The organism is Flavobacterium flavipigmentatum, assembly GCF_020911905.1.
In the GTDB taxonomy this organism is placed as follows: Bacteria; Bacteroidota; Bacteroidia; order Flavobacteriales; family Flavobacteriaceae; genus Flavobacterium; species Flavobacterium flavipigmentatum.
This window is the reverse complement of the sequence record NZ_CP087133.1, coordinates 1425270-1446907: the sequence shown is the minus strand read 5'-3', so window position 1 is coordinate 1446907 and position 21638 is coordinate 1425270. Positions and strand designations below refer to the sequence as shown.

21 protein-coding genes and 2 tRNA genes are annotated in these 21638 nt (G+C 34.8%); 11 read left to right on the top strand and 12 right to left on the bottom strand.

Annotated features, from left to right (window positions below):
* Nucleotides 1-21 precede the first annotated feature (21 nt).
* Nucleotides 22-297 (top strand): hypothetical protein, encoded by a 276-nt coding sequence (locus LNP22_RS06650; RefSeq protein ID WP_229975864.1) that lies wholly within the window; start codon nt 22-24, stop codon nt 295-297.
* 487 nt (nt 298-784) lie between these two features.
* On the opposite strand, the gene LNP22_RS06645 is transcribed toward LNP22_RS06650, so the two are convergent.
* From LNP22_RS06645 to LNP22_RS06635, 3 genes are all read right to left on the bottom strand, one after another.
* On the bottom strand, nt 785-1408 hold the full coding sequence (locus tag LNP22_RS06645) for a recombinase family protein (RefSeq protein WP_229975863.1): 624 nt from the start codon (nt 1406-1408) through the stop codon (nt 785-787).
* Between the two features lie 141 nt (nt 1409-1549).
* Nucleotides 1550-2158, bottom strand: coding sequence for a BglII/BstYI family type II restriction endonuclease (locus LNP22_RS06640; RefSeq protein ID WP_229975862.1), 609 nt, complete (start codon nt 2156-2158; stop codon nt 1550-1552).
* Nucleotides 2155-3732 (bottom strand): DNA cytosine methyltransferase, encoded by a 1578-nt coding sequence (locus LNP22_RS06635; protein ID WP_229975861.1) that lies wholly within the window; start codon nt 3730-3732, stop codon nt 2155-2157. The genes LNP22_RS06640 and LNP22_RS06635 overlap by 4 nt, the downstream gene beginning before the upstream one ends.
* 375 nt (nt 3733-4107) lie before the next feature.
* On the opposite strand from LNP22_RS06635, the gene LNP22_RS06630 reads away from it, so the two are divergent.
* Nucleotides 4108-4404 (top strand): helix-turn-helix domain-containing protein, encoded by a 297-nt coding sequence (locus LNP22_RS06630; RefSeq protein WP_229975860.1) that lies wholly within the window; start codon nt 4108-4110, stop codon nt 4402-4404.
* A gap of 5 nt (nt 4405-4409) precedes the next feature.
* Here LNP22_RS06630 and LNP22_RS06625 read toward each other — a convergent pair whose 3' ends face one another.
* The 6 genes from LNP22_RS06625 to trxA all read right to left on the bottom strand — a co-directional run bounded on the left by LNP22_RS06625 (nt 4410) and on the right by trxA (nt 10476).
* On the bottom strand, nt 4410-5708 hold the full coding sequence (locus LNP22_RS06625) for a phage integrase SAM-like domain-containing protein (RefSeq protein ID WP_229975859.1): 1299 nt from the start codon (nt 5706-5708) through the stop codon (nt 4410-4412).
* Between the two features lie 305 nt (nt 5709-6013).
* Nucleotides 6014-6087, bottom strand: a tRNA-Asp gene (locus tag LNP22_RS06620).
* A gap of 290 nt (nt 6088-6377) precedes the next feature.
* Nucleotides 6378-6451 (bottom strand) — tRNA-Asp (locus LNP22_RS06615).
* Between the two features lie 86 nt (nt 6452-6537).
* Nucleotides 6538-7464 carry a DUF58 domain-containing protein gene (locus LNP22_RS06610; protein WP_229975858.1) on the bottom strand — a complete coding sequence of 309 codons (927 nt, stop codon included), beginning with the start codon at nt 7462-7464 and terminating at the stop codon, nt 6538-6540.
* Nucleotides 7461-10034 (bottom strand): M1 family metallopeptidase, encoded by a 2574-nt coding sequence (locus LNP22_RS06605; protein WP_229975857.1) that lies wholly within the window; start codon nt 10032-10034, stop codon nt 7461-7463. The genes LNP22_RS06610 and LNP22_RS06605 overlap by 4 nt, the downstream gene beginning before the upstream one ends.
* 124 nt (nt 10035-10158) lie before the next feature.
* Complete coding sequence (gene trxA / locus LNP22_RS06600) at nt 10159-10476, bottom strand: thioredoxin (protein WP_024980008.1); 318 nt, start codon at nt 10474-10476, stop codon at nt 10159-10161.
* Nucleotides 10477-10739: 263 nt separating this feature from the next.
* Between trxA and LNP22_RS06595 the strand changes: the two genes are divergently transcribed.
* The 3 genes from LNP22_RS06595 to dcm all read left to right on the top strand — a co-directional run bounded on the left by LNP22_RS06595 (nt 10740) and on the right by dcm (nt 14955).
* Complete coding sequence (locus LNP22_RS06595) at nt 10740-13202, top strand: AsmA family protein (RefSeq protein ID WP_229975856.1); 2463 nt, start codon at nt 10740-10742, stop codon at nt 13200-13202.
* A gap of 6 nt (nt 13203-13208) precedes the next feature.
* On the top strand, nt 13209-13598 hold the full coding sequence (locus tag LNP22_RS06590; protein WP_319616404.1) for a very short patch repair endonuclease: 390 nt from the start codon (nt 13209-13211) through the stop codon (nt 13596-13598).
* A 106-nt stretch (nt 13599-13704) separates the two neighbouring features.
* Complete coding sequence (dcm, locus tag LNP22_RS06585) at nt 13705-14955, top strand: DNA (cytosine-5-)-methyltransferase (RefSeq protein ID WP_229976363.1); 1251 nt, start codon at nt 13705-13707, stop codon at nt 14953-14955.
* On the opposite strand, the gene LNP22_RS06580 is transcribed toward dcm, so the two are convergent.
* Entirely contained in the window at nt 14935-15657 is a 723-nt protein-coding gene (locus tag LNP22_RS06580; protein WP_229975854.1) for a PmeII family type II restriction endonuclease, read from the bottom strand. The genes dcm and LNP22_RS06580 overlap by 21 nt on opposite strands.
* Before the next feature lie 236 nt (nt 15658-15893).
* Here LNP22_RS06580 and LNP22_RS06575 point away from each other — a divergent pair, with 236 nt between their 5' ends.
* The gene (locus LNP22_RS06575) at nt 15894-16208 is read left to right on the top strand and encodes an HPF/RaiA family ribosome-associated protein (RefSeq protein ID WP_210666753.1); all 315 of its coding nucleotides are present in this window, start codon (nt 15894-15896) and stop codon (nt 16206-16208) included.
* Nucleotides 16209-16306: 98 nt separating this feature from the next.
* Here the strand turns inward: LNP22_RS06575 and LNP22_RS06570 are convergent, their stop codons facing one another.
* The gene (locus LNP22_RS06570; RefSeq protein ID WP_229975853.1) at nt 16307-16987 is read right to left on the bottom strand and encodes a hypothetical protein; all 681 of its coding nucleotides are present in this window, start codon (nt 16985-16987) and stop codon (nt 16307-16309) included.
* A gap of 264 nt (nt 16988-17251) precedes the next feature.
* Here LNP22_RS06570 and LNP22_RS06565 point away from each other — a divergent pair, with 264 nt between their 5' ends.
* The 5 genes from LNP22_RS06565 (at nt 17252) to LNP22_RS06545 (ending at nt 21286) form a co-directional block, all read left to right on the top strand.
* A complete protein-coding gene (locus LNP22_RS06565) occupies nt 17252-17743 on the top strand; it encodes a nuclear transport factor 2 family protein (protein ID WP_229975852.1) in 492 nt (163 codons plus the stop codon).
* 262 nt (nt 17744-18005) lie between these two features.
* Nucleotides 18006-19388: an ammonium transporter gene (locus tag LNP22_RS06560; protein WP_229975851.1), complete on the top strand. Its 1383-nt coding sequence runs from the start codon at nt 18006-18008 to the stop codon at nt 19386-19388.
* A 140-nt stretch (nt 19389-19528) separates the two neighbouring features.
* A complete protein-coding gene (gene trmB / locus LNP22_RS06555) occupies nt 19529-20206 on the top strand; it encodes a tRNA (guanosine(46)-N7)-methyltransferase TrmB (RefSeq protein ID WP_210666766.1) in 678 nt (225 codons plus the stop codon).
* 43 nt (nt 20207-20249) lie between these two features.
* Nucleotides 20250-20885, top strand: a complete 636-nt coding sequence (locus LNP22_RS06550) for a LysE family transporter (protein ID WP_229975850.1) — start codon at nt 20250-20252, stop codon at nt 20883-20885.
* A gap of 74 nt (nt 20886-20959) precedes the next feature.
* Nucleotides 20960-21286, top strand: a complete 327-nt coding sequence (locus LNP22_RS06545) for an MGMT family protein (RefSeq protein WP_229975849.1) — start codon at nt 20960-20962, stop codon at nt 21284-21286.
* 151 nt (nt 21287-21437) lie between these two features.
* On the opposite strand, the gene LNP22_RS18435 is transcribed toward LNP22_RS06545, so the two are convergent.
* Nucleotides 21438-21572 (bottom strand): hypothetical protein, encoded by a 135-nt coding sequence (locus LNP22_RS18435; protein WP_255670758.1) that lies wholly within the window; start codon nt 21570-21572, stop codon nt 21438-21440.
* Nucleotides 21573-21638 lie beyond the last annotated feature (66 nt).

Genomic DNA, 21638 nt, shown 5'->3' with positions numbered 1-21638 from the left:
TGTTATCTTCGACTTAAACGGTTGGAAAGATTACATAAAAAAGGATGGTGGCCAGATAATAACATTAAAAAAATTAAACTAAGTATGATAGAAATTAAAGACTTTAAGTACAATCCAAAGCTTCGTAAGATGTTGGTGAATTACTGCGTTAGAACTTATGAAGAAGATGCGATTTTAGATGATTGGCATTTGATTCAGGAGTATAATCTTTTGAAAGAGAATAACGAACTCCATTTTCTTTTTGAAGAGGAGTATTTGATAAATTACCTTAAGGATGGAAACGATAGCAACGGATGATAAAATCAGGTTAAAGCAAATGCAAATCTCTATTGAGAACGAACCGCATCGAAAACAAGAGCTACAAAAACAGTTACAGAAGTTACAACTGGAAAAGGAAATTGAACAAATTAGAAAGAGAATTGAGCAGTTGGGTTAGTACTGCCTTCCTGTCCTCCCTCCTTTGGTTAAGAATTATGTTTATCTCGTTACCTTTGCGCTTTTTTGGGGGTGGACTTCCATAAAAAACCCGTATTCGAATAGCTAAGCGAGGTGGAACCAAAATTTTTTTTGGGATTTTTCGGGGACGTTATTTCTCCCAAATGTTCTTTTTGGTTGTCAAACGTGGGGGTATTTGCTATGTGGTCTATTTAAAAAAATGCCGTTTTAGAACTTAGAATCGAGTATAACATCCATGTGGTGCGTTCAATGTTTTAAAAATTAAGAATAAACTTTTTAAACAAATTAATAAACCCCTCTCGATCCGAGAGGGGTTTATTAATTTATATTATGCTACTAATTTTTTAATCTTTTGGATAGTACCACTACTTTTTCCTGTTAAGGTCATAGTATTGCGAACCGATTGACCTTGTTTTAAAAATTTTACAATATCTGAATGCTCTGTTAGCAATCTTTTTGGGTCTTTGCCTGAGCCTTTTTTCCTTCCTAGCGCTGACATACCATTTTCCCGAATAAACTTGTCACGTCCGCTATTTAAACGCTCCTTAATCATGGATAATTCTAAACTTGCGAAAGTGGATGCAATGCCAAGCATCGTTTGAACCATGCCGTTGATTTCACCCGACGGTAGAAGAGTATGCAGTTTGAAATTATCGATAATGATGTTGATTTTATTTTCATTGCATCTTTCTAAAAATAAGGCGAACGAAGAAATTTTTCTCGAAATTCTGGAAATCTCTAGGGATATGATGTGCTTCACACCATTTTTAATTGCATAGTCCAAAATTTCGGCATTTACTTCATCATTTTTGGTTCCAGACTTATAGTAAGTAAACTCTTTGACTATTTCATACTGATTTCCGTAACTAGAAATTAGCTCCTGAGACTGACGTGTGACGTCTTGACGGCTCTCATTAGTTGAACAACGGGATATGATAATTGCTTTTTCCATATTCCAAAAGTCCAGGTATTTCGGCACATGACAAAATAAATCAAAGAATATTTTTGATACAAAAAAATGTATCATTATAAGTCTCTACAGATTTATAATGATACATTCTTAATTTTAATACATTAAAAACCATGAAAGGTTTTATTCTACACCAATAATTATAAGTGGTACAGATGGATTTCCTCTACCTTGTCTCAAAATATGAGTTAGCGTTCTTTCGTAGTATCCAGGTCCGCTAGACATACTGGATTGTAAATTTTTAGTGGGAATTATTTCAATTCCTAAATCAATACCATCACCAATGAAAAACCCTAAATGCTTAACAAATAAATCAAACTCTATAAATGGATACTTACCAAATTGAACTTCAACTGATACTCTATTTTTCACAAAGTCAGTTTGATGATATGACGGTGTTGCAGTTAGACCTGCTTGTTCTATAATCCTTTTTTGCTCTTCACTAGGCAAATTAACCACTTGTCTTGTTATTTTATAATCATCGGTAACGTAATATGCATACCTTTCTTCTTTCCAACCACGTTGCTCAAATTGCAACTTTAAGTGCTGATTCATTTCAATTGGAGAATAAAGCATTTTATCTATTTTGGTCTTTTCCTTGCTTTGTTTATTTTTACATGATTCAGCATCTACTTGTGCAATTGCTTCAGTTATTTCAGCCCATAAGGCAGGATGATGATGATTCAGCCATTCAAAACCATTTAAATGTGAGTACATGAATTTTATTGTCATAGTTTTATATTTTTATTAAAGACATAGCCAGTTATTAATCCCGCTATAATTAGAGATTTATTATCAAACAGTTTATTGTTAAGATTCTTGCCTAATAGTAATTCAAAGTCTAAATCTGAAAATTCTATATCGACTATCTTGTCTTTAATCTGGATACCTAATGACGAAACAACATCTAAAACCTCAAAAGGATGTGTTCCGTTCTGATTTTCATGTATCCATCTTTTTTGTAATGATTCTGAAGAAACGCCGGAGGCGTATATTTCCAATGATTTAATTTCCTTTTTTATGTCAATTTTTTGACGTTTTAAAATTATTTGTAAATTATCAAAAAGCTCCTTATTTATTATCACTTCCATAATACGCTTAGAAGTTCCATAATAGAACTTGATAGACCATTTACAAATATCTTTAATAAAGTCATTTGATAACTCAAATCTAACTCCGCTACCAAACCTAAATTCTGGTATAGCGAGCCTAAATGACCTACTTTCTCTATATCTAAATTTTACCTTATCTGGAGGCGTAATAGGTATCGGTTCTGTAGGTGCTTTATGAGTGTAATTTTTCACTTCATCAATAAGCTTCAATTTCTTCGGCTGTACTTCTAACATGCTTTGAAAAATATAATAAGTTAGCACAGGCGGAATTGCATTACCAATCATCTTCAATTTAGAATTAAATGAGTTTCCATAAAATTGATAGGTTATCGGAAAACCCATTAAAGTAGCTCTCTCACGCACGGTCAACCTTCTGTATCCGTCTTTCGATTCAATCACTAAACTTTCCCTTGACACTCTCGTGCAAGTTGAAGTTATAGTACGTGAAGGCCTATTAAGTAGTTCAGGAAAAGACATTCCATTATAAATTGGATGATGCGTTTTTGATTCTTTATTTATCCTCAATTCTTCAAAATGAAGATTTTCCTCTAAAATATGGTCGGAAAGGTCTTTCGAATCCAACTTATACTTATAGGTAGGGTCAATAATTATCTCAGAATTTAGAGCGTTTATTACACTACCTAATGTATTTGGTTTTATTTGCACCTTATAACTTTCAAATAATTCGAAAGGAAAGTGTCCAGCAATCATTCGCATTCTTTTTTGGGGAGCACCATACTGGCTACAATCAACTACATCTATATAGTTAAACATTTCTTTAAACTCCATAAATTGAGGATTAGTATCTAAAATGCTTTTTAAGATATTTCTAACCCTGGGAACATTTTCCATTGCCCAATACTTCGGCTTTAGATATTGTACTACCTTTAAAAATTGATACATATCAATTAATCCATCTTCAATATTACCCCCTCCACCTTTATTGGCATATGAAAATTGTGTGCAAGGTGGACTCCCAACCACAAAATCAACACTCCCCACTTCTGGTAAATCTTCAAAATTTAATTTTCGTATATCTATCTCCTCAGTTGTCGTTCCAAAATTATAATTATGCGTTCTATTGGATTCCTTGTTCCATTCAAAAGATTTAAGATGTTTGATATCGTTGAGCTTCATACCTAAAGTCCAACCGCCTATCCCGCTATATAAATCGATACATGTTTTCTTATTCATAGTGTGTAAAAATACTAAAATATAATCTCGAAATAATGCAGAAAAAGAGATTATTTGAAGTGCTTTTATTCTACCAAATCTAATTATTAAAATCACTTTGATATATTCATATTGATCTTGCGGAGCAAGATTAACATGAATATTATATACAAAGGTTATAATCTAATATAAATTATCTATTCTGATTTGGTTGCATCTGCTAGACTAAAAGAGTACCTTTGTACATATAGCACTCTCAATGCTGTTTTCTAGTCAATTTGGGTTGATTCTTTATTTTGGCTACTAGTGAGAAGGTAATCTTCTCAAAACCTCAAATCGAGGAAAAATAACTCTCGCTACCTTTATAAAAAACTGAGATGTGGTAGCTGTGATTACATGTTAACTAGTAGTATTATTAACCAAGATGCGCTACAAGCGCAAATCAACAATGAAGTCGAAAGACTTACAGCAATAAGATTCGAAGAATTTAAGAATAATTTATTACAAGAAATATCGAAAAATTATTATTTCGATGATTGCTTACTTTCAAGAGAAGAAGTCGCTCAGAAACTAGGTGTTTCTATTGGTACAGTCGATAATTTAAGAAAGAGAGGAAAAATAAAAAACTCTAATATTGTGTCAGGAGTAAAATATAAAAAATCTGAAATTCTAAGATACATAAAAACCCTTTAGAAAACTTATTCAGCTTTTTGATATACTTTAGACCATAGCTCTTTCAACCTTATCGCATATTCCATAGGAGATATTTTAACATAGTCCAAAAATTGTTTTTCTGTTTTATGTCCTGTTATTTTCATGATAGTCAATGTGTCTATCGTACCATATACGTTTGTCGCAAAGGAACGTCTGCAGATGTGTGACGTTACTAATTCATATTTGTGATATTTTGCACGAACCTTTCTACTTACCTTTTTATTGTTACCATCCAATATTTTGACTGGCTTACTTCCTTCCACTTTTTCTGTAAATCCAACTTTTTCTGCGACTATTTTTATATAGTCGTTAAAATTTTGGTCTGAAATCTCTCTTGGTAAATTTCCACTTCGTTTATCTAAAACTGCTTGCACGTCACGGTGTATTGGTATTACAACTGGAATCCCTGTCTTAAAGTTATTATTCTGAATAAAACCATCATTATAATCCTCTCTTCTAAGTTGTAAAAAATCCGAGATTCGAAGGCCTGTCCATAGACCAATAATTAGCCAATCTCTGGCGTTATCTAAATACCCATCCAATTCAAATTCATGATTTTTTATCTTTTGGATTTCGGCCTCGTTGAAATAGATGTCAACCGTTTTAGATGATGGAGCCACAAATTCCCGTGACTTATAATCTTGGTTTACTTTGTATCCATACCTTTCAGCCGATTTTAGAAAGGCTTTGATATTTGCTATCACTTTACCGATAGTATTCTCTCCTAATTTGTCCACATCTCTTAGATAATCAAGAAAATGAGTATGAAACACCAAACTTACACCATCAAGTCTAATCTTCGAGCCAGTATATTTTTCATAATCCTTTAATTTATTGACCGAATTGTTGTAATCTTGAAAAGTCCTTATATTTAATTTTTTTCCTGTTCTTGGATTTGTTCTTTTTTTGGATTTTTCGGTATAAAAATCTCCAAAATCGACTAAGAATATTTCTTTATCTGTCGAGTCTGATGTTGGTTTGTTATGGAACTCAAGAATCACATCTTTCAACCATTTAGTGTCGATAGTTTTTCCTGAATGATTATCCAGACCATATTTCTTGACAATTAGAGACTTTAAGTCACTTAGTTGTTTGTTTACTATGTCACGATAGTCATCTGAGTCATGATGAGATTTAACACTTTGTTTCGTTTTGCTCCAATGCCTTTTAAAGACCACAATTGATGTAGGTGCTTCTGAGTCTTTATCAGCTTTAAACCTTACATAAATCATTGTAGGGTCTTTCGAAGCTTTTTCGTTTATTCTATAATTGATGGTCGCCATATATCGCAAATATAAATATTTCCCCCGTATTTCCCCCGTAATATTTGTATTTGTGTGAGCTTGTGTATGAGTTAAAAACATTAAAAATCTATAAATGCCTGTAAAAAAAGGGATTTATAGGTGCTATTTTCACATGGAAGCATACACAATTATAAGGGTGTGCATCCTATTATCCGCACTGAAAAAAGCTTCTGAGAAATCAGAAGCTTTTTTGTTTTTACTATATGTCTTTCCAGAAATAGCGATACATAAAACATATTAAAAACAAAAAAGCCTTTCTATTAAGAAAGGCTTCTTTTTAAAAGCGGTCTGGACGGGACTCGAACCCGCGACCCCATGCGTGACAGGCATGTATTCTAACCAACTGAACTACCAAACCCACTGCTTTATTGTGACTGCAAAAATACAATAGAACTTGGATTCTACAAGGTTTTTTGCGTTTTTTAAACAAATAAATTCAAGATTTTCTTAATCGCTTGATTTCTATCAAAATACAAAAACAAAAGTTATTTAAATCAAAAAAGCCATCCACAAAAGTGGAAAGCTTTTCATTGGTCTAACTACTAAACCGGCTACGAGTTACAAATTCGTAGCAAACAACACAACTAATCTTAGATACCGTATTTGGGCAAAAAAGCCTTTCTGTTAAGAAAGGCTTCCCCAATATTGCGGTCTGGACGGGACTCGAACCCGCGACCCCATGCGTGACAGGCATGTATTCTAACCAACTGAACTACCAAACCTCTGCGTTATTGCGGTTGCAAAGATAGTACAGAATTTCGTTTCTGCAAGTGTTTTGGTAAAAAAAATCGAATAAAATTTAAAATCTTTAGCCAAAGTTTTGTTTTTCAACTAAATATGTGGTTAGTATTTTTTCAAAATTATCTCCAACATTGACCGAAACATACTTAATTTGGTTCTTTGCACACGTTAAAGCCAACTTTTTAAAATACTCTTCTGACCTTTTTTCGTATTCTAACTTCACATTATCGGCAAAAATAGACACTTCTTCACCACTTTCTAAGTCGATAAATTTGCGCGGTGTATTATCAAAATCAAATTTAAGTTCTGTTTTGTCATCAACGACATGAAACAAAACTACTTTGTGTTTGTTGTGCTTTAAATGTTGCAACGCATTAAAAAGCTTTTCATCGTCTGCCGACTGAAACATATCTGTAAACAAAATAATCATCGAACGACGGTGCATTTTCTCCGCAATTTGATGCAAATAGGTAATTGTATCGGTGCTTTTCTTGACTTTTGGCTGCACCAATAATTGTTCTAATTTATTGATCAACATCCTATGATGGCGATCACTTCCTTTCTCCGGCGCATAATATTCGTAACTGTCTGAAAAAACGCTCAAACCAACGGCATCGCGCTGTTTCTTTAAAATATTCATCAAAACGGCTGATGCTAAAACCGAGAAACCTATCTTTTTTTCGTAAAAAGGCTGACCCGATTTTAGCTCCGGATAATGCATTGACGACGAATTATCCACAATAATATGACATCGCAAATTGGTTTCTTCCTCAAAACGTTTGGTGTACAAACGGTCGGTTTTGGCAAATAGTTTCCAATCGATATGTTTGGTACTTTCTCCAACATTGTAGACTTTATGCTCTGCAAATTCTGCTGAAAATCCGTGAAATGGACTTTTATGCATTCCCGAAATAAAACCTTCGACCACTTGATTCGCCAACATTTCGAGATGCTGAAAACTTGATATTTTTTCTATTTCCGATTCAATTCTCATTCGGTTTCTTTTTTAATATTTTGAGCACGATATAATGCATCTGTGGCCTGCCATAATTTCCTTTTTAATATCGGACTAAAATTAGGGTTTTCTTTTAAAAATGTCTGCACAACCTCAAAAGCTTCTTTCGAAGCATATTTCCCAATGGTATTGTTCAACCAGTCTTTCGGAAAGAAAATATCTCCCGTTCGTTGAATTTCTTCAACCAAATCTAAAGAAAACTTCAAATATTTTTTGGCACTTTCTTGACGCAACGGATGATGAAAATTAGCCAAACCAACACCCACCCACGACTCTTTTTCGCGATTCTTATCCTCTTTCAAAGATTCCATAAATGCATCCCGCACCGATTCTTCCTGTGACAAAGACGGTAACAAAAAATTAAATCGTCTTTGCTTATCCAAGTTCGTGATCACAGTTTTGGCCGCATTCAATATTTCGGCTGCTTTCTCATGTTTAAAGATAGCCAAATTCATTGCTATATTGGTATAATCGTCTTCGTTTAGTTTCAAATTCTGAATCACAACTTCCTTTCTCCAAATTTGGTATAATTTAGCTTTCGCCGAATCAGAATAGGCGATGGAACTGAATAAATTAAACAACGTTTTTTTTATATTGCTCGGCAAAGTAGTTTGCAAACGTTCATAAAGAATATCTTCAAGCTGTTTTTGAGCCATTATTTGCTGTCTTTCTGTCAAAAGTTTCCAAAAAACAACATTTGCCTGATTGGTCAACAATTTCAAAACCAATTCGTTTTGCTCTGCCTCAATTCCCATCATAAAACAATCAAAAGCGGCAGTTGGCGCCACAGTACCTATGAGCATGTTTTCGTAAAGATTCAAATACGCCGAACCTCTTGCCACTTCGTCCTTAACAGTCAAAATATACTCTAAATGATTTCCGTCAAGCGGAAAAACTCCGTACCCAAAACCGTTTGAGTTATAAATAATGGCAAGCGGTTTCATCAGGCCCACAGCCGCTGCTAAATTGACTTTTTGCTCTTTCAAATTAACTTTTATCGTCTTGATTTCGTTAGGATAAAGCAACGTAATATCAAAAATCTGAGGCCAAACATTTCCAGATTTATCTTCTGCTTTTTGCAGAATTTCAAACTTTTTGATTCGGTTTTGAGCGTCATATTCAATTTTATCTGTAAAAATCGCCCTGCCCGATTTGTTTACCCAAACCTCACTCCATTTTTGCATATCAAGAGGCGTTTCGGCATCCAGAATGCTAACCAGATTATTCCAGTCGGCATTGTCGTTGGCGAATTTTTGAATGTATTTTTGAATTCCCTTCTGAAAAGCCGCTTCACCCATCGAGGCTTCCAACTGGCGCATCATAATGGGCGCTTTATTGTAAATAATGCTTCCGTAAAGCGATCCCGCATTTTTCAAATTGGCTAAATTTTGTTTGATCGGATGTGTACCCAACGATCGGTCTTCCGCGTAAGCGTTAGGATAATGAGCCGTAAGAAACTGTAAATTATGATTGATTTTCGGGAAAATTGGATTCATGATTTTATCGGCCATGAAATTGGCAAAAACCTCTTTCATCCACACATCATCAAACCATTTCATCGTGACCAAATCGCCAAACCACATGTGCGAAGTTTCGTGAGCAATGAGTTTTGCACGATCTAATTTCTCGCTATCTGTGGCGCTATTATCCAAAAACAAAGTCGATTCGCGGTACTGAATGGCGCCCACATGCTCCATACCGCCATATTGAAAACCCGGAATTGCCGCAAAATCGAGTTTTTGAAACGGAAATTTATAATGGGTGTATTTTTCTAAAAAATCTAAAGATTGCTGATGGAGTTTGAAGATTGTATCTGTACTGACCTGAATTTTTTCAGGATTGTTTTCACGGTACAACATCGTCATTTCCATACCCGGATTCTGGGTAATACTTTTAAATTTCCCAGCAACAAAAGAAAACAAATACGAACTCATTTTGTCTGATTCTCCAAAAGTATAAGTGACCGTATTCTCGGTCTCCATTCTCTCTTTTACATCTGCACCAGCCAAAACCGACCAGTCTTTTGGAACCGTAAATCTCAGTTTATAAGTCGCTTTAATATCCGGCTGATCCAAACAAGGGAAAACCGTACTGGCCCTGTCGGGAACCAACAAAGTATACAAATAATCGTCATTGCGATTTAAGGATAAATTACCCGCGATAAAGGCTATTTCGACTTTGTTTGGTCCTAAAATCAAATTTTCTGTTGGAATAATGATATGTTCTTTTTCGTGTACAATCGCACTATTTTTTCCGTTTATCTTTACGGATTTTATATTTTGAGATTTTTCATTAAAATCCAAATACAAAGGATTACTTAAATCTGAAACAGAAAGATTTAGAACCAAATTTGAAGCAATTTCCTCGTCTTTTTTATTCGGAATCACAAACGACAATGCATACACAACGTTTCTGAGTTGTTTTTTTCTAAAAATAGCCAATTCCTGAGAAACTCCTTTCTCCAGCAAGATGCTTTGTTTTTGCTTTGATTGAGAAAAACCAAACACAATTGCGGTAAAAAAACTAAGAAAGCAGGAGATCATTTTCATTTGAAAGCGAATTTAAGATTCGATAAAAATAAAAAAAAGGATTGACTCTCTACCACATACTTTCAGGAAATAAAAAAGGCTTGACTTTCGCCAAACCTCTTTTATGTCAACTATAATCTCTCGATTACAACAAAGCGTCTAAACTATCTGCGTAGGTTTGTTTCGGAGCAACTCCTACTTGTTTTCCTACTACTTCTCCGTTATGAAAAACCAAAACGGTTGGTATGTTGCGCACACCATATTTTGCAGCAAATTCTTGGTTGGCATCTACATCAACTTTTCCAACAACTACTTTACCTTCGTATTCGTTGCTTAATTCGTCAATGATTGGACCTACCATTCTACAAGGTCCGCACCATGCTGCCCAAAAGTCTACCATTACTGGTTTATCTGATTTTAAAACTACTTCTTCAAAAGTAGCATCTGTTATTGCTAATGCCATAATAATTTTTATTTAAAGTTACTCCTTTTGAATTTCCGCGGGGAGACAATTTCTAATATGTTTCTTTTAGGGTACAAATTTAGAAATTTAAAACAAAAGAAACAGCATTAACAAATTAGTTTTGATTATAAATGTATTGTCATTCGTTATATCGAGAATAATCCTCTTATCTATTAGTATTCCCGAAATAATAATTGAAAATTCTATTTTGAAAACCCCGTTAGTATTTAACCTACCTTTAGTCTTCTCAAAAACACATCTCAATGAATCTGACTTTACAGAAAATAAAAAGCGTTTTGCGATCGGTACGTTTTCAAAAATATGCCAGACGTATTGCTTTTTTTGTTGTTGGATGTATCAGTTTACTTTTGATCGCCTGCTGTGGTTTGTCGATTTATTTTAATCAGAATAAAACCGAAATCGTTGCAAAGATCAATTCTAAAATCAACGAAAACATTAATGGGAAGTTTCATGTAGGCGACTTTCAATATAAGTTTCTAATTGGTTTTCCAAATTTTACTTTAGCATTAAAAGAGGTAGAACTCAAAGACAATAACTGGGGCAGCCACCAACACACGCTCTTGAAAGCACGAGAAATAGAAGCTCGCCTGAATATCTGGAGTCTGTTGCAAAACGAAATCAACATCAAAAAAATATACCTTAACGACGCACAAATTTATATTTACAAAGCCGAAAACGGGTATTCGAACGCCGATATTTTTAAACCCAAAAATAAAAAATCACCCGAAAACAGCGAAAAAGAGACTACAATCCTCAACGAAATCACACTCAACCATGTACATTTTACTTTAGACAATCGCCTCAGACATAAACTATTCGATTTTGATATCTCCCGTTTAGAGTCTAAAATTGCTTTTAAAAATGATAACTGGCAAACCGATTTGCATCTTAAAACCAGTATTACAAGTCTGGCTTTTAACACAAAACTGGGCTCTTTTGCACAACAAAAAAAGCTCGAAGGCACTTTTAAAGTTGCTTTCTTATCAAAGAAACAACTCATAAATGTCACTACCCAAAACCTTAAGATTGGAACTGACCGTTTTGATATTATCGCTTTTTTTAATGTGGGAAAAAACAATTCTTTGTTCGGAATCAATATCAACACGCATATTTTATGGCGAAATGCTGCTAATTTACTGTCACAAAATATCAATTCTCAGCTCAATCACTTTGATTTAAAAAAAGAAATTGCCGTCAATTGCGACATCAAAGGCGATCTAAATAGCGAAGGCGACCCCAAAATTGTCGTGCATGCCGAAATCAGAAACAACACACTCAGCATTCCCGACGGACATATTACCGATTGCAGTTTCTCAGGATTTTTTACCAATAATTTCAAGCCTAAAAAAGGTTTTAACGATGCTAATTCGGCGATTATCATAAGTCGTTTTTCGGGTAAATTCAAAAATATTCCGGTATCGGTGCCTCAAGTTGTCATTAGCAATCTCAACAAACCTATCGCCACAGGAACTGCAAAATCTAACTTTGCTATTCAGAATCTTAACGAGATGAGCAACGACAAATGGATTCATTTTTCTAACGGTCACGCAACCGCTAACCTAAAATTCCATTTTGATATCGTCGACTTATACATTACAAAACCTCGATTTATTGGTAATATCGATGTCAAAAATGTGTCCTTTCTTTATATTCCCAAAAATGTACACGCCGAAAACATCAACGTGCAACTCAACTTTACAGAAAAAGCATTATTTATTGATAAAATCACCTACAAACACAATAAAAACATCATTTTTATCGACGGAAAAATTGATGATTTCCTCAATTTATATTACGATGCTCCAGAAAAAATGGTCGTCAACTGGAACATATACGCTCCTTATATCGACCTCAAACAATTTTTGGGCATTTTGGCTTCTACGCAGAAAAGCAAAGTGGCAAAAAAAAGAACCAACAATACCACGCTTTCTGAACAGTTAAGAACTACAATCGAAAAATGCACGGTCGCTATTAATATCAAAGCCGACAAAATAACGTACAACAAACTAACGGCCACCAACACAAAAGCCAACATCCGGATGATCGACTCGCAACTGTTTATAAAAAACGGTTCGCTACAAACTTCTGGCGGAAGCATTACCTTTAATAGCGTTGTAACGCCAAGCGGAAAAAATTATTCCTTTAGCTCCAATGCGCAGGTAAACAAGGTTGCTATTGCGGTTTTTTTGCGATCGTTTAACAATTTCGGCATCCAGTCTTTTAGTCCCGATAACATTCAGGGAAAACTCAGCAGTCAGGCCAATATTAAGGGTTTTATCAACAGCAAAGGCGAACTCATTACCAACTCGATGCAAGGAAAACTCAATTTTACCGTTCATCAGGGCGCTTTGCAAAATTTTCAACCGATTGTGAAAATTGGAAAATTTGCCTTTCCGTTTCGCGATGTCAACAACATTACTTTTAGCGATCTCTCAGGCAATCTCGACGTGCATGGCGAGCAGATCCAGGTGAATGACCTCACTATTAGTTCGAATATTTTAAACTTTGATATCGACGGAATTTACTCCTTTGGCCGAGGCACCAATCTCGCCCTCACCATCCCACTCCGAAACTCCAAAAACGACGCTCAATTACCCACTAAAGCCGAGCGCGATGCCGTTCGTGATCGCGGGATCATTCTGCATTTACTAGCCGTAGACGACGAAGGGAAAATAAAAATCAAATGGGGGAAGAAGGAGAAGTAAAATGTTCTGAAAATAAAAGTTCTGCGATTTGAGGAAGCAAATGGTTTTTATACAACTCCTGAAAGAAGTAAACTTATGTCAAAAATTAAGACGAAAGATACAAAATCTGAAATTTTGTTTCGGAAAGAACTATGGAAAGCAGGATTAAGATACCGAAAACACGACAAAAAACTTCCTGGAAACCCTGACATTGTTAGCAAAAAATTCAAATTGATTATTTTTATTGATGGAGAATTTTGGATAAGTAAAATAGAGCGTAATATACAACGAGATCATGAAAACAATTTAAAACTTGAAAAATTAGGATATAAAGTTTTTCGATTTTGGGAACATTACGTAAAAAAAGAAAGTCAAAAATATATTCAGTTAATTCGCTCCTATCTAAATGATTTTTAATGAATTAAAAAAACAACTATCTTTTGTTCCAATTTGTAACAAAAAATACTGTTGATTCTGAAATTTTTTCTTTTAAATTTGTAACCATTGTATAATGTTAAACAACTTGGTTATGAGTGATTATATTTCATTATCTGAAGCTTCAGAATTGTTAGGAAAGAGTAAAGAGACTTTGAGACGTTGGGATAATGAAGGGAAATTAAATGCTGTACGTGAACCTATGAGCAATTATAGAATGTACAAAAAATCAGAAATTAACACTCTTTTTTCAAATTTTATAGATGACACTATACAAGAAACTGTTTCAAACTACGTAAACCCCGAAAATAATTATACTGTTCTTGAACTTTTCGCTGGAGCTGGTGGACTGGCCATTGGAATGGAAAAAGCTGGATTAAAATGTGTGGCTCTAAACGAAATAGACAAGTGGGCATGTGAGACTTTAAGAACTAACAGACCAAATTGGAATGTTCTTGAAGGAGACATAAAACAGTTCAGTTTTTCAGAATATCATAATAAAGTAGATGTTGTTACCGGTGGCTTCCCATGTCAAGCATTTAGCTATGCTGGAAAAAAACTTGGATTAGCTGATGCTAGGGGGACATTATTTTATGAATTTGCAAGAGCAGTAAAAGAAGTAAACCCACCTATTTGTATTGGAGAAAATGTTAGAGGATTATTAAATCATGACAATGGCAAAACTCTTCAAGGAATGATTTCGATCTTAGATGAAATAGGATATAACGTTGTCCCAGTTCAAGTCTTAAAAGCAATTAATTTTAATGTACCGCAGAAAAGAGAAAGATTAATTTTAGTCGGTATCAGAAAAAATATTGATTTAAAATATGAATATCCAAAACCGTATAAGAAAATTTACAACTTAAAAGATGCTTTAATGAAGGGTGATTTATTTGATTGTGATGTTCCAAATTCAGGAGGTTCAAAATATCCTAAAAGTAAAGTTGATGTTTTAAAATTAGTTCCACAAAAAGGTTACTGGAGAGATTTACCAATTGAAATTCAAAAAGAATTTATGGGTGGAAGTTTTTATCTTGGAGGAGGAAAAACAGGAATTGCTAGAAGAATTGGTTGGGATGAGCCATGTTTAACATTAACTTGTAGCCCTGCGCAAAAACAAACAGAAAGATGTCATCCAGAAGAAACAAGACCTTTCACAGTGCGAGAATATGCAAGAATTCAAACTTTTCCTGATGAATGGGAATTTTCAGGATCGATAGCTCAACAATATAAACAAATTGGAAATGCGGTTCCTGTAAACTTAGGAAAGGAAGTTGGATATTCTATTATACAGTTTTTAAATAAATATTACTCAAAATTAGAAGCTAAACAAATCTGAATTTCTAATTTCATTAGATAATTCTTCGCAGCCTTTAGTTATATACTCTTTGGTATCTAAGTTATTTATTATCTTGTGTAATTCTGTGACTAATCCATCATAGAAATTTGGAAATCCAGTAACTCTATGCCAAAAATCCCGCCCAATTATTACGGGATGGATTTCATCAATTTTTCTGTAATGCATACTCAATTGAGCTTGTTCACCATACAAAACCCCAACAACGAAATCATTATTATTACTTCCAAGTAACGCATCATTGGTTCTAGCTAATCTGATAGTATTAGTGAATTTTTTGATTAAGGGATTTACATCCTCCGAATTTATAGTATTTGGCCCAGATTTTAATTGACACCACTTTTTTCTTCCATCAATCTTATCAAAAAACTCAATATCAATTCCCTTAATTGCCGAACCTTCAGCTAGATTAAGTTTTATAAACATCTTTTGAATATTCGTCCCAAATGAAGTATTTATTGAGGTTCCTAAAACTCTTGGGTAAAATAAAGCCTTCGCAACTCCTTCTGGCGTATAATTACCTTCTAAAACCTTAGATAGATACTTAACGACGATTGGATTTATACTATAACTCTTAATTTTAGAATGCTTCTTTAAGGAAGCATTAATATGATTCTCAAAAATGTTAATTTCAAAATATCTAACTACTTTAAGTAATAATTCTTCTTCCGTTATTTGCTCCATTTATTTTCTTCAAAATTTTAGATTGCTAAAATAAGGTTTTTAATCTATACGAAATCCTAATTCTTTAAACTTAAATTAAAAACTGATTTTATAACAGTGATTTCAATTTTATTAAAAACAAGCAAATTTCATTGGAAAAAGCTCTAGAAAAATTTTCATAATGTTTCCTTAACTCATTTGTCTCTTCATTTTTATTTGGGTAATTTGGTGGATATAATTTTTAAATATAAACCAATATGAAGATTCAAATCAACACCGACAAAAACATAGAAGGACATGAGAGACTAGAAACCTATTTTTCAGGAGAACTGGAAAAAGGATTGGCACGCTTCGAGGAAAAAATAACCCGTATTGAAGTACATTTTGGAGACGAAAATGGCGAAAAATTCAGTCTGAACGATAAAAAATGCTTGATCGAAGTTCGTATTGCTAACCTGCAACCCATTACAGTTACCGAACATTCAGATACTATAGAAAAAGCTTTTAGCGGTGCTTTGGCAAAAATTAAAAAATCATTGACTACGACTTTCGAAAAAATGAAAGAATATTAAATTGAAGAGTTTCTAAGTCTCAAAGAGACAAAGGCGCTAAGGTTTTCTTTGCACCTTTGTCTCTTTGTTGCTTTGCACCTTTATAAATGAACTTTTTATTACGATTTTGGCAACGGGGCGCCTACCGCAATATCACATCTGTGACCCGGTTTTCCATGTGCTGGATTCATTCCGTCTGCTGTAGTTACAACTTCTTTATTGGCGCTTTCTGTACTCAATAAAGTAGGAACCGCTGGATTGGCAGTTGGCGGTGTAACGTTAAATGTTTTTGAAGTAGTTCCCGACTGTGGTGGCGCTGCCGCAGGAGTAGCAACCGGAGTATTCAAGGGTGTTCCCACAGGAATATCACATCTGTGTCCGGGTTGTCCATGCGACGGGTTCATTCCTTTACTCACTTTTACCGGGGCAACAGTCGTAGTGGTCACAACTTTATTTTGATTCGGATTTACTTGTACTTGTGGTGCCTGTTGTGGTGCAGCAGCCTGGGCTTGCGTAGCAGCCGAATTTAACGGTGCGCCTACGGAAATATCACAACGATGTCCGGGTTGTCCGTGAGCGGGATTTAGAGCTCCTGAATTTACCGAACCACTATTCATCACAACATTTTGGCTGCCCGCAGGCATTTCTACAACCGATTTTGTTTTTGCTGTATCTTTTGCAAGTCCTAATGCTACCAACTCAGAGGCTGGTGTGTTTTCTTGAGGTTCTAATTCTTTTTTACAAGAAACAAAGGCTAAAGAACTAATGAATAATGTACTTATTAAGATTTTCGGATTCATAATTGCAGTATTTTAAAGCACTCAAATATACTTGTTTTTTTAAAATTAAACCACATCATTAGTAGAAGATAATTTAAGTCTTAATTTGAATGCCTTTCTTTTTTGATCTCACAAAGAGACAAAGTCGCAAACGAAAATTCAAAAATAAAAACTTTTCGCCTTTGCGAATATGCCAGAGATCTGTAGGCATCAATTACTGAGGGTTTGTGTTTCTTATATACTTGAAAATCTCTAACTTTAGACCCAACAACTTTAACTTAACCCATGAAAAAAACAATACTGCTTTTATTGTTCGTTGCTACTTTCGCCAATGCACAAACTACAGACAAAGACAAAATTAATCAAACACTTGATAGCTGGCATAAAGCGGCTGCCGAAACTAAGTTTGAAACCTATTTTAATTTGATGACAGATGACGCTATTTTTATCGGAACTGACGCTACCGAAAACTGGAACAAAAAAGATTTTCAGGTTTGGGCTAAACCGTTTTTCGATCGCGGAAAAGCATGGAATTTTACTGCACTGGAGCGCCATATCTTTGTAGACAAAACTGGAAAAACGGCTTGGTTTGATGAATTACTCAATACCCAAATGAAAATTTGTCGCGGTTCGGGAGTTTTGGTCAAAATTGGTAAAGAATGGAAGATTCAGCATTATGTTTTATCCATGACAATTCCGAATGATCATGTTGATGCGATTACAGCCATAAAAGCCCCGATCGAAGACGCCTTGATTACCCAACTTCAAAAAAAATAAACAAAATACTCCTTTGTTATGATAATCCTAACTTTTTAGAACGTAAAAAAAAGTCATTAGCAATTTCATTATAACATATTTAGCAATTAGAAAGGCTATTTGGAACCTCTAAATGACATACTTTCAAAAAAAGGAACCCAATTTTAAAAAATCTATTAAAATAAAACCACAACCTCTCTTTTAATCATCCTAAAAACCAAAATATCTATTTTTTTTTAACTTTGACCCCAAAAAAAATAGGGTTCAATAAAGTATTTGAAAAATGAAAATAGAAAGACGCTGGATCATTTCCTTTGTTATTATTAGTATCGTTTGCATTTTAGGGGCTTTTTGGCCAACAGTTGCCGAAAACACGTATGTACTTTCTAAGTTTGGTACTACAAAAGATATTGCACCTGCAGACGTCGCCTGGATGCTCACTTCTTGTTGTTTAGTATTAATTATGACGCCTGGATTATCTTTTTTTTATGGCGGAATGGTCGGCAAAAAAAACGTGATTTCTACCATGCTGCAAAGTTTTATTTGCTTGGGCGTAGTCACTCTTTTGTGGGTAGTTGTGGCGTTTAGCCTTGCTTTTGGTGAGCCTGTTGGGTTTAGTTCTGGAGGCCATTTTTACAGCTTTTTCGGTAATCCTGCTACTTTTGCTTTTATGGATTACGTTAATATTCTACCCCACAAACAATTGGCCAATACGATTCCATTTATGCTTTTTGCATTGTTTCAAATGAAATTTGCCATCATCGCACCCGCCATTATTACGGGATCATTTGCAGAGCGCGTACGTTTTATCTCCTATTTACTTTTTATCAGCTTGTTTACGATTTTTATATACGCTCCTTTGTGCCACTCTGTTTGGTATCCTACAGGAATATTGGGCAGCTATTTTGGTGTAAAAGATTTTGCGGGAGGAACAGTGGTGCATATGAGTTCTGGTTTTGCAGCATTGGCTGGAGTTATTGTTTTAGGAAAAAGAAAAAACAGTCAGCATATTCCAACCAATATTCCGTTTGTATTATTAGGAACAGGAATGTTATGGTTTGGTTGGTTTGGGTTTAATGCCGGTTCTGCGCTTGCGGCCAACGGAACCGCAGCAATGGCTTTTGCAACCACTACCACCTCATCGGCGGCAGCCATGTTAACCTGGATTTTCTTTGATCGAATTAATGGCAGAAAAGTTTCGGCTCTCGGAGCTTGTATCGGCGCCGTAGTTGGTTTGGTAGCCATTACACCAGCGGCTGGATATGTTTCTGTACCCGAAAGTATGTTTTTTGGGTTTGTTACGGCTTTAGTCTCCAATTCGGCTGTAAACTGTCGTTTTTCAAAACGTTTTGATGATACTTTGGATGTTTTTGCGTGTCATGGCGTTGGCGGAATTATGGGGATGATCCTCACTGCGATCTTTGCTCACGGCGAAAATGCAAGTTTACTACATGGCGGATGGAATGTTTTTGCTCATCACATGATGGCATTGGTATTGGTTTCGCTGTTTACTTTCTTTGGTGCGTATTTTTTATTTAAAGTGACCAATTTTATAATTCCTTTACGCGTTTCAGAAGAAAACGAACACATCGGATTGGATTTATCACAACACGATGAAACATTAGATCCAAAGTTGAAACCAATAACAGAACCGCATTACGGTTGATTTTTTTGTCACAGATTTTAAAGATTCTCACAGATTAAAAGAAAAGGAATCCAATAAATCTGTCAAATCTGTGGCAAAAAACAAAAGCAGTCTGATTCATTCGTTTATATTCCTTAATTTTGCTGAAAATTTTTGTAAAAGTGGGAAGTAAAAATAAACTAAAAAGATTCAGAGAAAACGAAACATTTCAAAACGTTTTCCAACCAACCAGAGAAGAAGTTGTAGGTGATTTAATGCCTTTGAAAGGGAAATGGAATTCTGATTTCTTTAAAAATGACAATCCATTAGTTTTAGAATTAGGATGTGGAAAAGGAGAATATTCAGTCGGATTAGCCGAAAGATATCCGAACAAAAATTTTATCGGAATTGACATCAAAGGGGCCCGATTCTGGAGAGGCGCCAAAACCGCTGTTGAAAACGGCTTGCACAATGTTGCTTTCGTACGAACTCAAATCGAGTTAATCAATCATATTTTTGCCGATAATGAGGTAGACGAAATCTGGATCACTTTTCCTGATCCACAAATCAAATACAAAAGGACAAAGCACCGTATGACCAATTCGGAGTTCTTGAAATTGTATAAAAAAATCCTCAAAAAAGACGGTGTTGTCAACCTAAAAACAGACAGCGAATTCATGCATGGCTATACTTTAGGATTGCTGCACGGAGAAGGTCACGAGGTTTTGTACGCCAACCATAATGTGTACAAAAACGAAGGAAGTCCGGAGGAAGTTACTGCTTTTCAGACTTTCTACGAAAAACAATATTTAGAAATTAATAAGGCAATTACGTATATTCGTTTTAAAATTAAAGACTAATTTTAATTTTAAGAACAATTTTTCGAACCCATTATCCAACTGAATGGCATTATTTATTCCTTTACTTTCTGGCTTTTTAGCCGCTTTCATCGGTATTATTCCTCCCGGTTTAATCAATATGACGGCTGCTAAAATCAATTTGAAAGAAGGAAAAAAGAATGCTTTGTGGTTTGTAGTGGGCGCCGTGTTTGTTATCTTTTTTCAGGTTTATCTGGCGGTACTTTTTGCCCGGGTAATCGACAATCGACCAGACGTTCTAACTTTATTGCGCGAAGTTGGTTTTGTAATCTTTTCAATCCTTACGATCTACTTTTTGTTTATCGCCAAAGAACCCATTGCAAAGAAATCTAAGATTAAAAAAAGCAGTAAAAAAAGCCGTTTTTTTCTGGGAATGCTCCTTTCCGGACTAAATTTTTTCCCCATTCCGTATTATGTTGTGGTTAGTGTGACACTGGCTTCGTATAATCTTTTTGAATTTCAAAATAATATCATTTTTACTTTTGTGTTCGGTTCTGTTCTAGGTTCGTTTGCTGCTCTATACAGCTATATTGTTTTTTTTGGAAGAATAGAAAAGAAAACCGATTATCTCATGCGAAACATGAATACCATCATTGGAAGCATCACGGGCTTGATTGCGATAGTAACGCTTTTTAATATTTTGAGTTACTATTTTGGTTGAAAAATGCAGAAAAGATCCTTTTTTTGTACATAAAAGCATTTTAATCTCTACATCTGTGGCAAAAAGACCTATATATGACAGAAGATAATTTTTTCGAAAAAGTTTATGTTATTGCAAAGCAAATCCCTTACGGGAAAGTGACTTCGTATGGCGCAATCGCAAAAGTTTTAGGAACTGCTCGTTCGGCAAGAATGGTCGGCTGGGCGATGAATGCTTGTCATAACAGAGAAGATATTCCGGCTCACCGAGTCGTCAACCGAAAAGGGCTTTTGACCGGAAAACATCATTTTGACGGAACCAATTTGATGCAACAACTTTTGGAAAGCGAAGGAATCGAAGTCGTTAACAATCAAATTATTGACTTTGAAAAACACTTCTGGACTCCTGAAATGAAGCTTTAAAATTTTCTTTACATACAAACAACCACAATCTTGTCATTCCTGAGGAAAGAGGAATGACCGCAATGTATCTGAACACTGTACGTAAAAAATCTTTGTCGAGCTACTTACAGAGATTCTTCGTTCCTCGGAATGATAAAAAATAGGTATGAAATCAGATCAAACAAATTACAAAATGGGTTTTTTCTTCATCTGCCTGATGCGTCAGATAACCTCCATGCGCTTCAATAATGTTTTTAGAAAAGTGTAAAACATATTTCACAGTGCTGTTTTCTCCTAAAATTAGCATATTAGATTCGGTTTTGCACTAATATCATTATTAGTTTTAACATTCATAATCGTTTTGACCAAAGCC